12 protein-coding genes are annotated in these 13,419 nt (G+C 39.3%); 11 read left to right on the top strand and 1 reads right to left on the bottom strand.

The window, feature by feature from the left end:
- Positions 1-52 precede the first annotated feature (52 nt).
- Entirely contained in the window at positions 53-1,120 is a 1,068-nt protein-coding gene (locus tag COJ96_RS21485; protein ID WP_098575829.1) for a LacI family DNA-binding transcriptional regulator, read from the top strand.
- A 64-nt stretch (positions 1,121-1,184) separates the two neighbouring features.
- Here the strand turns inward: COJ96_RS21485 and COJ96_RS21480 are convergent, their stop codons facing one another.
- Entirely contained in the window at positions 1,185-1,961 is a 777-nt protein-coding gene (locus COJ96_RS21480; RefSeq protein ID WP_098575828.1) for an AraC family transcriptional regulator, read from the bottom strand.
- 266 nt (positions 1,962-2,227) lie between these two features.
- Between COJ96_RS21480 and COJ96_RS21475 the strand changes: the two genes are divergently transcribed.
- From COJ96_RS21475 to COJ96_RS21430, 10 genes are all read left to right on the top strand, one after another.
- Positions 2,228-2,953: a ThuA domain-containing protein gene (locus tag COJ96_RS21475; RefSeq protein ID WP_098575827.1), complete on the top strand. Its 726-nt coding sequence runs from the start codon at positions 2,228-2,230 to the stop codon at positions 2,951-2,953.
- A 2-nt stretch (positions 2,954-2,955) separates the two neighbouring features.
- Entirely contained in the window at positions 2,956-3,990 is a 1,035-nt protein-coding gene (locus COJ96_RS21470; protein ID WP_098575826.1) for a Gfo/Idh/MocA family protein, read from the top strand.
- Positions 3,987-5,006, top strand: a complete 1,020-nt coding sequence (locus COJ96_RS21465; RefSeq protein ID WP_098575825.1) for a Gfo/Idh/MocA family protein — start codon at positions 3,987-3,989, stop codon at positions 5,004-5,006. The genes COJ96_RS21470 and COJ96_RS21465 overlap by 4 nt, the downstream gene beginning before the upstream one ends.
- Positions 5,003-5,971, top strand: a complete 969-nt coding sequence (locus COJ96_RS21460; RefSeq protein ID WP_098575824.1) for a sugar phosphate isomerase/epimerase family protein — start codon at positions 5,003-5,005, stop codon at positions 5,969-5,971. Before COJ96_RS21465 ends, COJ96_RS21460 begins: the two co-directional genes overlap by 4 nt.
- Before the next feature lie 64 nt (positions 5,972-6,035).
- Positions 6,036-7,706 (top strand): glycoside hydrolase family 13 protein, encoded by a 1,671-nt coding sequence (locus COJ96_RS21455; RefSeq protein ID WP_098575823.1) that lies wholly within the window; start codon positions 6,036-6,038, stop codon positions 7,704-7,706.
- 271 nt (positions 7,707-7,977) lie between these two features.
- Positions 7,978-8,805, top strand: coding sequence for a glycerophosphodiester phosphodiesterase (locus COJ96_RS21450; protein ID WP_098575822.1), 828 nt, complete (start codon positions 7,978-7,980; stop codon positions 8,803-8,805).
- Between the two features lie 425 nt (positions 8,806-9,230).
- The gene (locus COJ96_RS21445) at positions 9,231-10,256 is read left to right on the top strand and encodes a LacI family DNA-binding transcriptional regulator (protein ID WP_098575821.1); all 1,026 of its coding nucleotides are present in this window, start codon (positions 9,231-9,233) and stop codon (positions 10,254-10,256) included.
- A 103-nt stretch (positions 10,257-10,359) separates the two neighbouring features.
- Positions 10,360-11,586, top strand: a complete 1,227-nt coding sequence (locus COJ96_RS21440; protein WP_098575820.1) for an ABC transporter substrate-binding protein — start codon at positions 10,360-10,362, stop codon at positions 11,584-11,586.
- 140 nt (positions 11,587-11,726) lie between these two features.
- Positions 11,727-12,593 carry a carbohydrate ABC transporter permease gene (locus COJ96_RS21435; protein WP_098576149.1) on the top strand — a complete coding sequence of 289 codons (867 nt, stop codon included), beginning with the start codon at positions 11,727-11,729 and terminating at the stop codon, positions 12,591-12,593.
- A complete protein-coding gene (locus COJ96_RS21430) occupies positions 12,593-13,414 on the top strand; it encodes a carbohydrate ABC transporter permease (RefSeq protein WP_180230209.1) in 822 nt (273 codons plus the stop codon). Before COJ96_RS21435 ends, COJ96_RS21430 begins: the two co-directional genes overlap by 1 nt.
- The last annotated feature ends 5 nt before the right edge of the window (positions 13,415-13,419 follow it).

Below are 13,419 nucleotides of genomic sequence, written 5' to 3'. Positions count from 1 at the left end.
TCTAAAATTAGTAGTAAGAATCAATGAACTTTGAATGAGAGGGGAGAAGAAAATGGCTGTTACCATTAAGGATGTGGCAAAGCTTGCAGATGTCGCCCCATCAACTGTTTCAAGAGTAATTGCCAATAATTCGCGAATCAGCGAAGCAACGAAACGAAAAGTTAAAAAGGCAATGGAGCAGCTAGGGTATCATCCTAACCAAAATGCCAGAAGCCTTGCCATTCAATCTACCCAAACAATCGGGCTTGTCATGCCGAGCTCTGGTGATGTGGTGTTTCAGAATCCTTTTTTTTCAATGGTGTTACAGGGAATCAGTGAAAGTGCCCATAATAAAAAATATGCCATGCATATGACGACTGGAAAATCAGACGAGGAAATATTTGAAGCAGTCATCCACATGGTTCAGGGAAAACGAGTAGATGGAATGATTCTTCTTAATTCCAAGGTGGAGGATAAAGCCATTTCGTATTTAAGAGAAAGGGATTTTCCTTTTGTTGTAATTGGAAAACCTTCTAAAGATGCAGAAGAAATTACACATGTTGATAATGATAATGTTCGTGCAATGAGAGAGGCTACTGAATACTTAATTGACCATGGACATCGGAAAATCGCTTTTATTGGCGGAAGTCTAGAGCTAATGGTTACAGTTGACCGTTTGAATGGGTATAAGCAGGCTTTAAAAAAGGAAAACATTCCCATAAAAAATGAATACATCCTTCATGAAGAATTTCTTCGGGAAGGCGGTCAAGAAGCGGTGAGTGAATTAATGGCGCTTGAACAACGCCCCACTTCGCTCGCAGTAGTTGACGACTTAATGGCACTAGGTGTACTGAGCACATTAGATGAGCTGGGAATCAGGGTTCCAGAAGAAATCTCTGTCGTTAGCTTTAATAATGTCCTTTTATCAGAAATGTCAAAACCACCCTTAACTTCCATTGATATTAATATTTTTGAACTAGGATATCAAGCATCCAGGAGTTTAATTCAAAAAATCGAAAATAGAACAGAACCGACCAAGCGCATTATCATTCCACATAAATTGGTTGAACGTCAATCGTGCAGTCACCAAATTCCTATAACAATAGATGAACAAAATGCAGATGGTAACGAGAATCTATAAAAGATTCCCGCTATACCGTCTGCTTTTAATAACTCATTCAATTACTATTTACTGTTCTTGAATTCTAGTATTCCAGACGCCTATAGGCCCCAGGGGCCATGCCATATTTCTTATGAAATACCCTGTGAAAATATGGATAGCTGCCGAAGCCGCAATCTTCGGCAATTTGTTCAAGTGTCATGGATGTGTATTTCATTCGCTCGACTGCAGCGGATAAACGGATTTCTAAGGCATATTCAATCATCGTTTTCCCGACACTGCTTTTAAAAAGATGAACGGAACGCGAAACGCTAAGGCCAGCATGGCGTGCCACATCCTCCACTCTAAATGGTGTTAGGGCATGCTCTTCAATGTACCTCATTATCCGTGTGACGGTATACGGGTGATTGAAGGTAGGAACCGTTTCGTTGACACCTCGTTCCAGGTATAAACAGAGTGCTCGCAGCAAATAAACGGTGAGTTCTTCGTTTTGGCTCGAGGATGGACGGCGTTTTTCGTTTATGATTTGACGCCATAAGGAGAGCAGTTTTTCATCAAGATCGATTCGGGAGACAGGCGGCTTAGCGGAACGGCTCCACCACTCGTCCACCCAAGCTCCTTCACAGACTATGTGATAATCCCCGCTGTTTTGTCCCGCTTTAACCAGCAGTTCATAGTGATCCCCTGGTTTAATGAGGAGAAGGTCTCCTTTCTCGAGTTCCATCTTACTGCCCTTTACCACTACTTCACAGACACCTTCTGATTGCAGGCGAAAAAGATACGCAGGGTATCCGGATTTATGTTGGGCATGATATCCATTTGTGTGAAAGGAATAGCCGCAGAATAATATATTTGTCATCATATGCCCACCTTTAGAAAAAATAAAATAGCAAAATAGTCGATGTTTCAATTATATCATCTATGTTTATTTGTAGAGACAAAGTTTAAGATGGAATCAAATAAGTAATGTTATAGAATTGGAGGATTAAGATGACAGAAATTTCCTTTCAAATAGATAACGATGGAGTTCAATATTTTCCACCCTATCTGTCAATGTAAGCCGTTTCATTAATTTCTTTATTCTCTAAAATAAAAGGTAAATAAAAGATAAAAAGGAGTAGGTTGATCATGTTGAAAGTAACTGTATGGAATGAAAACCGTCACGAGCAAAAAAATCCGGTTGTAAGGGATATATATCCGAACGGCATCCACGGGACAATCGCTGATTTCCTTCAGATTGAAGGTATCCAAGCAGGAACAGCTACTCTTGATGAGCCGGAGCATGGCTTAACGGATGAAGTACTAGCGAATACTGATGTATTAGTATGGTGGGGACATCTGGCACATGGTGAAGTAAAAGATGAAATTGTGCAGAAAGTTCAGCAGCGTGTCCTTGATGGAATGGGACTAATTGTTCTTCACTCCGGCCATTTTTCGAAAATCTTTAAAACATTAATGGGAACAAGCTGTGATTTGAAGTGGCGTGAAGCGGATGAAAAAGAGCGTCTTTGGGTTGTAAGTCCAAGCCACCCGATTACAGAAGGAATCTCTGAATATATTGAGTTAGAAAAAGAAGAAATGTATGGCGAGCATTTTGATATCCCTCAGCCTGATGAGTTGATTTTTACAAGCTGGTTTGAAGGCGGCGAAGTTTTCCGGAGTGGCTGTACATACAAACGCGGGAATGGAAAAGTGTTTTACTTCAGACCTGGACATGAAACCTATCCAACCTATCATAACGAACACATTCAACGCGTCATTATTAATGCGGTGAAATGGGCGCAGCCAGTAAAACGCGAGCGTCCAGTTTATGGAAATGCAAAACCGCTAGAAGCAATTAAAGGAGGCAAATAACAATGGGAAAATTAAGAGTCGGAGTAATCGGATGCGGCAGTATTGCTCAGCACCGTCATTTACTAGAATATAAAGCAAATAATCAGGTAGAGCTTGTAGCTGTTTGTGATATTAACGAAGAGCGGGCAAATCAAGTAGCTGAAAAATTCGGAGCAGCAGCATATACAAGCTATGAAGAATTATTGAAAAATGCTGAAGTGGACGTCGTCAGCGTTTGTACACCGAACTATCTTCATGCGCCAATCTCGATTGCGGCATTAAATGCAGGTGTACATGTTCTTTGTGAAAAACCAATGGCGACTTCGAAGCAAGAAGCAAAAGCGATGATTGCCGCAGCGAAAGAGAGCGGCAAAAAGTTAATGATTGCCCATAATCAACGTTTCGTTCCGTCTCATCAAAAAGCACGTCAGTTAATAGCAAGCGGGGAAATTGGCAAAATTTATAGCTTCCGTACGGCATTCGGACATGGCGGTCCAGAAGGCTGGAGTGTCGAAGGCAAAGAAGGATGGTTTTTCCAAAAGGAAAAAGCATTCGTTGGGGCGATGGGTGATTTAGGTGTTCATAAGACCGATTTGCTTCGCTATGTGCTAGGAGAAGAAATTGTTGAAGTAGGTGCTTTTGTTGAAACGAGCGCTAAGGAATTTGCCGATGTTGATGACAATGCCGTTTGTGTGTTAAAAACAGAAAGCGGGATTATCGGAACACTTGCTGCAAGCTGGGCTTATGTAAGTAAAGAAGATAATTCTACTATTATATATGGTGAAAAAGCGATTTTACGATTAGAGGATGATCCAACCAATTCACTTGTTGTTCAATATTCGAACGGAGAAGTGGTTAATTATCAGCTAGGGAAAATCCAGTCCAATGACGCGGGTGGACAAAGAACCTCTCATGTTATCAATCATTTTGTAGATTCCGTGCTTCACGATCAGGAGCCGCTTGTACCCGGTGAAGAAGGGATGAAATCACTAGAGGTTATTTTAGCAGCGCTTGAGTCAAATGAAACAAAACAAATTGTAAGAGTGAGAGAACAATGATAAAACTTCGCATAGGAATTATCGGGGTTGGCGGTATTGCACAGGGCCGCCATATCCCGGCTTTTTTACAGTTAAGTGATATTTGTGAAATAACGGCCTTAAGCGATGTGAATATCCACCGAGCGAGAGAGACAGCTGAGAAGTATAACATCCCTAATGCGTTTGAGGATTATCTAGATCTTTTTCCAGAAGTGGATGCGGTTTGTATTTGTACGCCAAATAAATTTCACGCTGAGATTACCATCGCCGCATTTAATGCTGGGGTTCATGTTCTATGTGAGAAGCCGATGGCACTTAGCTTCGAAGAATGCGAGGCAATGGTCGCTGCTTCCAAACAAGCGGACAAAGTTCTGGCGATCGCCTACCATTACCGTTTTATGAAAGAAGCACAGGCGGCTAAGAAGGCAATGGATGAAGTAGGGTTGCCGCTAGTCGTGAGAGTCCAAGCATTAAGGCGCCGCAAGGTACCAGGCTGGGGGGGTTTTACCAATAAAGACCTTCAAGGAGGCGGCAGCCTGATTGATTTTGGCTGTCACCTTCTCGACTTAGCGCTTTGGCTGATGGGAAATCCAAAACATACCGCGGTGTCAGGCACCACATATAACACATTAAGTAAACAGCCGAATCAGGTGAACCAATGGGGTAGGTTTGATCATGAAACCTTTAATGTCGATGATCATGTCACCGCCTATATGAAATTTGAAAATGGCGCATCGATGCTATTTGAAACTTCTTGGGCGGCGAATATCAAGGACGACCAGGCGAATGTCAGCATTTCCGGAGCGGACGGCGGTTTAAGCGTCTTTCCATTTGAACTTTTTACAACGAAACACGGAATGCTTTTAAATAGTGAGGCCGCCTGGCTTCCTGGCAAGGAAGATCCGGGTGTGCCGCAAGCGAAAAATTTTATCGATGCCTGTCTTGGAATTGCAGAACTAGTGGTAAAGCCTGAAGAGGCACTTCAAGTTTCACAAATCATTGATCGTATTTATGAGAGTGAGGGAAATTCATTATGAAACTAGGCGTTTTTACCGTTTTATTTGCTGAAAAATCATTCGAGGAAATGCTTGATACAGTTAAAGGTGCAGGACTACATGCGGTTGAAATCGGAACTGGATGCTATCCTGGTAATAGCCATTGTGATTTAGACACGTTATTGGAAAGTGAAGCGGCGCGCCAAGAGTATATTCAAAAAGTAGAAGAGCGTGGACTAACGATTAGTGCCTTCAGCTGCCATGGAAATCCAATTTCTCCTGAAAAAGAATTTGCTAAAAACTCGCACGAAACACTCGTAAAAACAATTCAACTTGCTTCATTGCTGAAAGTTCCGGTTGTTAACTGTTTTTCTGGTACAGCAGGCGACCATGAAGGAGCTAAATACCCAAACTGGCCAGTTACGCCTTGGCCGAATGAGTATGGTGATGTATTAAAGTGGCAATGGGAAGAAAAACTGATTCCTTATTGGAAGGAAGTTGGTCAATTTGCTAAAGACCACAATGTAAAAATAGGGCTTGAACTTCACGGAGGATTTTTAGTTCACACTCCATATACACTTTTAAAGCTTCGTGAGGAGACCTGTGATGCCATTGGCGCTAATTTAGACCCAAGTCACTTATGGTGGCAAGGCATTGACCCGGTGGCAGCGATTAAAATTTTGGCAAAGGAAAATGCGATTCATCATTTCCATGCCAAAGACACGTACATTGATCAGGAAAATGTGAATATGTATGGATTAACGGATATGCAGCCGTATGGAGAAGTGAAAACGAGGGCATGGTCGTTCCGTTCGGTTGGCTGTGGACATAGCCTAAAAGAATGGTCTGATATGATGAGTGCACTCCGAACCTACGGATATGATTATGTGGTCAGTATCGAACATGAAGATCCAATTATGTCGATTAATGAAGGTTTCAATCGGGCAGTAACCAATTTGAAATCGGTCTTAATTGAGGAATCGGTTTCGCAAATGTGGTGGGTTTAGATTGAGAGGCATACAAGAATTTTTAAGCTAATAAATGAATTCGGTCTAGAACTGAGGTGCCCAAGTGAACAAAAAATGGTGGAAAGAAAGTGTTGCTTATCAAGTGTATCCCCGTAGTTTTATGGATAGCAATGGCGATGGGATTGGTGATCTAAAAGGGGTGACTACCAAACTAGATTACCTACAAGAGTTGGGCGTTGATGTCATTTGGCTCTCTCCGATGTACAAATCACCAAATGACGACAATGGTTATGATATTTCCGATTACCAGGATATTATGGATGAATTCGGGACGATGGCTGATTTTGACGAACTGCTGGAGGGCGTTCATCAGCGTGGGATGAAATTAATCCTAGATTTGGTCATCAATCATACGAGCGACGAACATCCATGGTTTATCGAGTCACGCTCCTCAAAAGACAACCCTAAACGTGATTGGTACATTTGGAGTGATGGTAAAGATGGAAAGGCGCCGAACAATTGGGAGTCGATTTTCAGTGGGCCCGCTTGGAGATATGATAAAGAAACAGAACAATACTTCATGCACATCTTCTCCGCACGTCAGCCTGATTTGAATTGGGAAAACCCTGAGGTAAGGGATGCTTTATACGAAATGGTAAACTGGTGGCTGGAAAAAGGGATTGACGGCTTCCGTGTCGATGCCATCTCACATATAAAAAAAGAACCAGGATTCCCTGATATGCCAAACCCTGATCACTTAGATTACGTACCTTGTTTTCCTAAAATGATGAATGTGGATGGAATTGATGAGTTCCTCACAGAGTTTTCGCAAAAAACCATAAAAAACTATGACATCATGACCGTTGGGGAAGCAAACGGTGTGGGATTAAATGAGGCAGATCAATGGGTAGGCGAAGAAAAAGGCTATTTTAATATGATATTTCAATTCGAATTTTTAGATCTGTGGGATAAGGATGCAGAAGGGTCTATTGACGTTCGTAAGTTGAAAAAGGTTTTAACCAAATGGCAGACAGGTTTGGAAGGCAGAGGCTGGAATGCCCTATTTATTGAAAACCATGATCAGCCGCGCCGGGTTTCTAGCTGGGGAAATGACAAGGAGTATTGGAAAGAGAGTGCCAAAATGCTTGGAGCCCTTTATTTTCTAATGAAGGGTACCCCGTTTATTTACCAAGGCCAGGAAATTGGGATGACGAATGTCCAGTTCCCTTCCATTGAAGAATACAATGATGTTGGTATGATTAATTACTATCATGTTGAAACGGCAAAAGGACGTTCCCATGACGAAATTATGAAAGTTATTTGGGAAAAGGGACGGGATAATGCGCGGACACCGATGCAATGGGATGCAACCAACAAAGGTGGATTTACAACTGCGGAGCAATCATGGCTTGGGGTCAATCCGAATTACACAGAGATTAACGTCGAGGCACAAGTAAATGATTCTGACTCAATCCTATCTTTTTATAAAAAATTAATTCGCTTGAGAAAAGAGAATCCAGTGTTTGTTTATGGCACCTACGATTTGTTAGCAGCGAATCATCCGAAGTTGTTTGTGTACACGCGCAGATTAGGAAATCAAAAAGCGATTGTAATTAACAATTTTAGTGAAAAGGCGACCAGATTTCGTATCCCGGGAAGTTTATCTTTTTCTACTTCTGAACTTGTTCTTCATAATTATGACGGTGCGGATAAGAAGTTACGGAAAAAATTCACTCTTAAACCCTATGAAACAAGAATATATTTATTGAAGTGATGGATTAGAGGGGAAAAGGCTGCTTGCCACCCTTGAATGTATATTGAACAGCGTATTTATACTAGAATGGAGCAGGGCCGATATCCGGTTTCTGCTTTTTTAATTTTGGCAAAAGGAAATAGAATGTCTTTTTTGTAAAATAAGGAATGAACAAGTACCTATACTTTTTTACATAATATTAATAATGACTATATGAGATTACCATAGTGACTTAACATTTTTCTCATACAATTTTCTATGTAATAAACATACAAAAGGGAGATGAGGAAAAATGAAAAAAACAATGTTATTGGGGACGGGCCTTGCTTTTACTTTATTATTTAGTCCGTTTCAGCAGGCTTTTGCTGCCGAAACAACTGGGGAGTTACGAAAAATGGATACCGTTGCCCATCGCGGAGCATCAGGTTATGCGCCTGAAAACACCATTGCTGCTTTTGATAAAGGGGTAGACATGAAAGCAGATTATATTGAAATTGATGTTCAAAGAAGCAAGGATGGGAAATTGGTCATCATTCATGATACAAAGGTTGATAGAACAACAGATGGTACAGGGTATGTTAAAGACTTAACATTTGACCAGATCAGAAGTCTTGATGCAGGCAGCTGGAAAGGGGAACAATTTAAAGGGGAAAAGATTCCTGCATTTGATGAAATTCTTGACCGCTATCATGGGAAGATTGGTATTTTAATAGAATTGAAGGCACCTGAACTCTATCCTGGAATTGAAGAAATGGTAGCCCAAGAATTAAAAGACCGTAACTTGAATAAACCGCAAAATGAAAAAATCATTATTCAATCCTTTAATTTTGAATCCATGAAAAAAATAAATAGCCTGTTGCCTAAAGTACCGATTGGTGTCCTTACGTCGAATAGAGCGGACACATCTGAACAATCATTAAAGGAATTTGCTGCATACGCTGATTACTTTAACCCAAGCTACGGAATTGTAACGGAAGAATTAGTCAAGCAAGTACACGCAAACGGTATGAAAATACAATCCTGGACTGTGCGCAGTCATGAAGCTGCAGAATTTCTCTTAAAAATGAATGTAGATGGAATTATAACAGATTATCCTGATTTTGTGGATCCTAGGAACTAGAAAACCAATGTAAAAAGAGAGTCGAAAAGTGGGAACTTTTTGACTCTCTTTTTTGGGCTTATAAAAACAACAGATCCCTCAATGGGGATATTACATCCGAGTTTTTGTAGTGATTGAGGTGAAAAAGCTGCCCAGGATTGTTTTATGTGCACCATGCAAACCACCAGACCTAAACTGAATAAAAGAAAGTCTTTTGAATGATATATTTTTTCTAATAGTAAACAGTAGGAAGTAAAGATAACTACAAATCACAGTTATCTTTACTCTTTTTTGTAATTTATTTAGTAAACGTAACTAAAACATATAGTAAATATTACTGTATTATTGAAATAATTTAAAAATCTATTGTATGAAAGCGTATTATCTGTTATATTATTAATATAAAGTTTAGTTAATTTAACTAAATTAAGGATGATGGTGAAAAAATGGCAACTATAAAAGATGTAGCCGAACATGCTAATGTTTCAACTGCAACGGTGTCAAGGATATTAAATAATGATCCAACGCTCTCTGTATCTGAGGATACTAGAAAAAAGGTTATTGAAATAGTTAATGAGTTAAACTATAAACCTTTGAGAAGAAAGAATGGAAAAGCAGATAAAAAAACAGAATCCAATAATATTGGACTGATCATGTTAAACGATGAAACTGTTGATCCATACTTTCAGTCAATCCGACTTGGAGTAGAAAGTATTTGTAATCAATATTCGCTTAATATCGTCGCTACCATGACGGTTGGAAAAAGTACCATTACATCAGAGAGTTTGAGTGGTCTAGACGGACTCATTGTCATTGGTGATGTAGATATTGAGGATTTAAAAGAAATTTACTATGAAAATGATAATATTGTTGCTGTCGATTATCTGCCTCGAGTGAATACAGTAGATGTTGTGATTTCTGATCTTGAAGGAGCAACAAACCAAGTATTGGAGTATTTAATAGATCTTGGTCATATTGATATCGCTTATTTAGGCGGAAAAGGAACGGTATTTGGAGTTAGCAGTAATAAAACCTTTGATAAAGTAGATACGCGAAAATGTGCTTTTGAAAAAATAATGAAAGAAAAAGGTTTTTATAATCCTGCCAATGTCTTAGAGGGTGATTGGGGACCGACAAGCGGCTATTCATTAACAAAGGAACTATTGGAAAGTGGACAACTTCCAAGCGCAATTGTCGTAGGAAGTGATCCAATGGCTTTAGGAGTACTTCGTGCTTTACATGAAGCGAATATCCAGGTTCCTAATGAAGTATCGGTGTTTAGCTTTGATGATATTGAGGCATCTGCTTATATGAATCCACGCCTTTCTACTGTAAAAATGCATGGGGATGAAATGGGTAGAACAGCAGTTAAATTGCTATATGACCGCTTACAGGGAAGAACAGTACCTCTCAAGGTGGTCCTTCCAACAGAGCTTATTTTTCGAGATAGTGTCAGTGCAAACAAACGATAAAAGTGTTATACAAATGGATTTGGTGAGGTTATAAATAGCTATTTGTATTCACACCCGAGTTCATTTATAAATAAAAAATTTTTAAAATTTGGAGGGGTTTTCTATGAAAAAATCAATCTCGTTAGTTGCAACTGGTATGATAGCGCTTTCTGTTCTTGCGGGATGTGGCAATAAGGAAGAAGCTTCAGGTGGTTCAAATGGAAAGGTGAAGATTGAGTTTTTAGAGTACAAATCTGAAGCAAAAGGTACATTTAGTGAATTAGCCAAAAAATTTGAAAAAGAAAACCCCAATATTGATATTGTTGTTACTAATCCACCAGATTCTGTAACAGTATTAAAAACGCGGGTAGCCAAACGTGATCTTCCTGATGTTATTGGAATGGGCGGGGATGTATCCTATGCAGAGATTTCAAAGGCAGGGGCTTTGAAAGATGTTTCGAAAGACAGTGCACTAAATGACATTCAGCCAGCGTATATTGACATGTTAAAGGATATTTCAAAACAGGACAAAGTATATGGAATTCCCTATGCGGCAAATGCAAATGCAGTAATTTATAATAAAACTATTTTCAAAGAATTAGGCATTGAAGTACCAACAACATGGGAAGAGTTTATCGCGGCCGCAGAAAAAGTAAAAGCTGCAGGGAAAATTCCATTTTATTTTACCTTTAAAGATGCTTGGACAGCCTTACCTGCTTACAATGTGCTGGCAGCAAACACACAGGGAGATGACTTCTTTAAAAAGTTAGATAAAGGAGATACAAAATTTGCTGAAGGGCACAAGGAAGCAGCTGAAAAGCTATTAACCTTGCTCAAATATGGCCATAAAGATCAGAATGGTAAAGCGTATAATGATGGAAACGTAGCCTTTGCAAAAGGTGAGTCTGCTATGTATCTCCAAGGTATTTGGGCGATTCCAGAAATTAAAAAAGCAAATCCAAACATTGAAGTAGGTGTATTCCCTTACCCAATTGGTGACTCAAAAGTTGTATCAGGTGTAGATTTATTACTTGCTCAATCTTCGACTACAGAGCATCCGAAAGAAGCTAAAAAGTTCATTGAATTTCTTTTAAGCGATGAAAATATGAAAGAATACCTTACACAGCAAAACGCCTTTTCAGCAAAAAAAGGTATCGTACAGGAAGCACCTGAGTTAGAAGGATTAAAAGCAAGCTTTGAAAAAGGTGCAGTCGTTGACTTCCCTGACCACTATGTACCAACTGCTGTAGCCCTTGATAAACAATTGCAAGTATTAACTCAGAAAAAAGATGCTAAGCAATACTTGAAAACCCTAGATACTGAATGGGAAAAAGTAGCCAACCGTAAATAATAATTTAATCATGGAGAAATTGGGAGAATCCTAATTTCTCCATCTTTATAAATAAAGGAGTGAAAGAAGTGAGTAAAGAAGAACTCACCTTAAAAAATGGGAGTATTCCTACTACTAGTAAAAAAGTAAAGAAGAAAACTATGAAACTCAAAAACGTACCTTTTTATTTAATGACCGTGCCTGCGCTTCTTCTTTTCGCTATTTTTCATACCTATCCAGCGCTTCAAGGCATTTATTATTCATTTACAAACTGGGACGGCTTAAGTTTCACTTACGACTTTGTTGGAATAAAAAATTACTTAAACCTTTTTAAAGACCTAAATATTCTAAACTCTTATTTATTTACGTTTAAATTTGCAATTATTTCGACCATTCTCGTAAATGTTTTAAGTCTCTTGATCGCGATAGGATTAAACGCAAAAATTAAAGGAAAGAACTTTTTTCGAGCAACATACTTCTTACCTAATGTGCTCGGAGTATTAATTGTAGGGTTTATTTTCAATTTTATTTTTTCAAATGTCATCCCAAATTTAGGAGATAAGTTAGATATTGGGTTCCTTTCTATCAATATTTTAGGCAGTGAGAAGTTTGCCTGGTTAGGAATCGTCATTGTAGCGGTATGGCAGGCATGTGCATTCAATGTGATTTTATATTTATCAGGTTTGCAAACCGTTCCATCTGAACTATATGAAGCATCGAGCCTTGATGGAGCCAATAAATGGCAGGAATTCTGGAAAATTACTTTCCCGATGATTGCGCCATTCTTTACTATCAATATGGTACTGTCGATGAAAAACTTCCTTATGGTCTTTGACCAGATTGTTGCTTTAACAGGTGGCGGACCAGGCCGTGCGACGGAATCGATTTCGCTATTAATTTATAAAGGTGGATTTCAGGGGGGAGAGTTCGCCTACCAATCAGCCAACTCCGTTATCTACTTTATTGTGATTGTTGTCATCTCTGTAATTCAAATTAAGGTACTTCAAAAAAGGGAGATGGATATGTAATGTTGAGACAAAAAACGAACTGGCCCGTTACCATTTTAATCGCTTTAGGGTCGTTATTCATACTTTTCCCGTTGTATATTGCCGTTTCCATTGCATTAAAAACACCGGACGAGATGGCGCAATCGGTACTTTCTCTTCCAACAGGCCTTCATTTTGAGAATTTTAGCAAGGCTATCGAAGCGACCAACTTTTTTGCCGCCTTCAAAAATAGTGCCTTGATTACGGTTGTTACGGTGGTTTTTACAATCTTAACAAATTCAATGGTCGCTTATGCGATTGCGAGAAATATGGATAAGAAATTTTTTAAAGGACTGTACTACTATTTTGTCAGTGCTATGTTTATCCCATTTCCGATTATTATGCTTCCGCTAGTAAAACAGACCGCAGCTTTTGGCATGGATAACCAAGGTGGACTAATCTTTTTATATATAGTCTATGGAGCTGCATTAAATATCTTTATTTACGCAGGTTACATCCGCTCGATTCCCAAGGAACTAGAGGAAGCAGCTATCGTAGACGGTTGCGGTACATGGGGAGTATTTTGGAAAGTGATTTTCCCGCTATTAACTCCAATTAATGCAACGGTTGGAATTTTAACATGTTTATGGGCTTGGAACGACTTTATGCTGCCGTTGATTATCTTGAATGATCCGGCTGATGCAACACTTCCATTAGTTCAATATATATTTCAGTCTGAGTTTGGCACTGACTTTAACTTAGCGTTCGCATCTTACTTATTAGCCCTTTCACCAATGGTGATTGTGTATATCTTTGCACAAAAATGGATAATTGGCGGGGTTGTAAAGGGTGCTATTAAATAGAACAC

This window comes from Bacillus sp. AFS073361, assembly GCF_002567005.1.
In the GTDB taxonomy this organism is placed as follows: Bacteria; Bacillota; Bacilli; order Bacillales; family Cytobacillaceae; genus Neobacillus.
This window is presented reverse-complemented; position numbering and strand designations above follow the sequence as displayed.

Bases quoted from the DNA above. Each gene is read 5' to 3' on its own strand.
- COJ96_RS21485 (WP_098575829.1), top strand. From the start codon at position 53: ATGGCTGTTACCATTAAGGATGTGGCAAAGCTTGCAGATGTCGCCCCA.
- COJ96_RS21480 (WP_098575828.1), bottom strand. From the start codon at position 1,961: ATGATGACAAATATATTATTCTGCGGCTATTCCTTTCACACAAATGGA.
- COJ96_RS21475 (WP_098575827.1), top strand. From the start codon at position 2,228: ATGTTGAAAGTAACTGTATGGAATGAAAACCGTCACGAGCAAAAAAAT.
- COJ96_RS21470 (WP_098575826.1), top strand. From the start codon at position 2,956: ATGGGAAAATTAAGAGTCGGAGTAATCGGATGCGGCAGTATTGCTCAG.
- COJ96_RS21465 (WP_098575825.1), top strand. From the start codon at position 3,987: ATGATAAAACTTCGCATAGGAATTATCGGGGTTGGCGGTATTGCACAG.
- COJ96_RS21460 (WP_098575824.1), top strand. From the start codon at position 5,003: ATGAAACTAGGCGTTTTTACCGTTTTATTTGCTGAAAAATCATTCGAG.
- COJ96_RS21450 (WP_098575822.1), top strand. From the start codon at position 7,978: ATGAAAAAAACAATGTTATTGGGGACGGGCCTTGCTTTTACTTTATTA.
- COJ96_RS21445 (WP_098575821.1), top strand. From the start codon at position 9,231: ATGGCAACTATAAAAGATGTAGCCGAACATGCTAATGTTTCAACTGCA.
- COJ96_RS21440 (WP_098575820.1), top strand. From the start codon at position 10,360: ATGAAAAAATCAATCTCGTTAGTTGCAACTGGTATGATAGCGCTTTCT.
- COJ96_RS21435 (WP_098576149.1), top strand. From the start codon at position 11,727: ATGAAACTCAAAAACGTACCTTTTTATTTAATGACCGTGCCTGCGCTT.
- COJ96_RS21430 (WP_180230209.1), top strand. From the start codon at position 12,593: ATGTTGAGACAAAAAACGAACTGGCCCGTTACCATTTTAATCGCTTTA.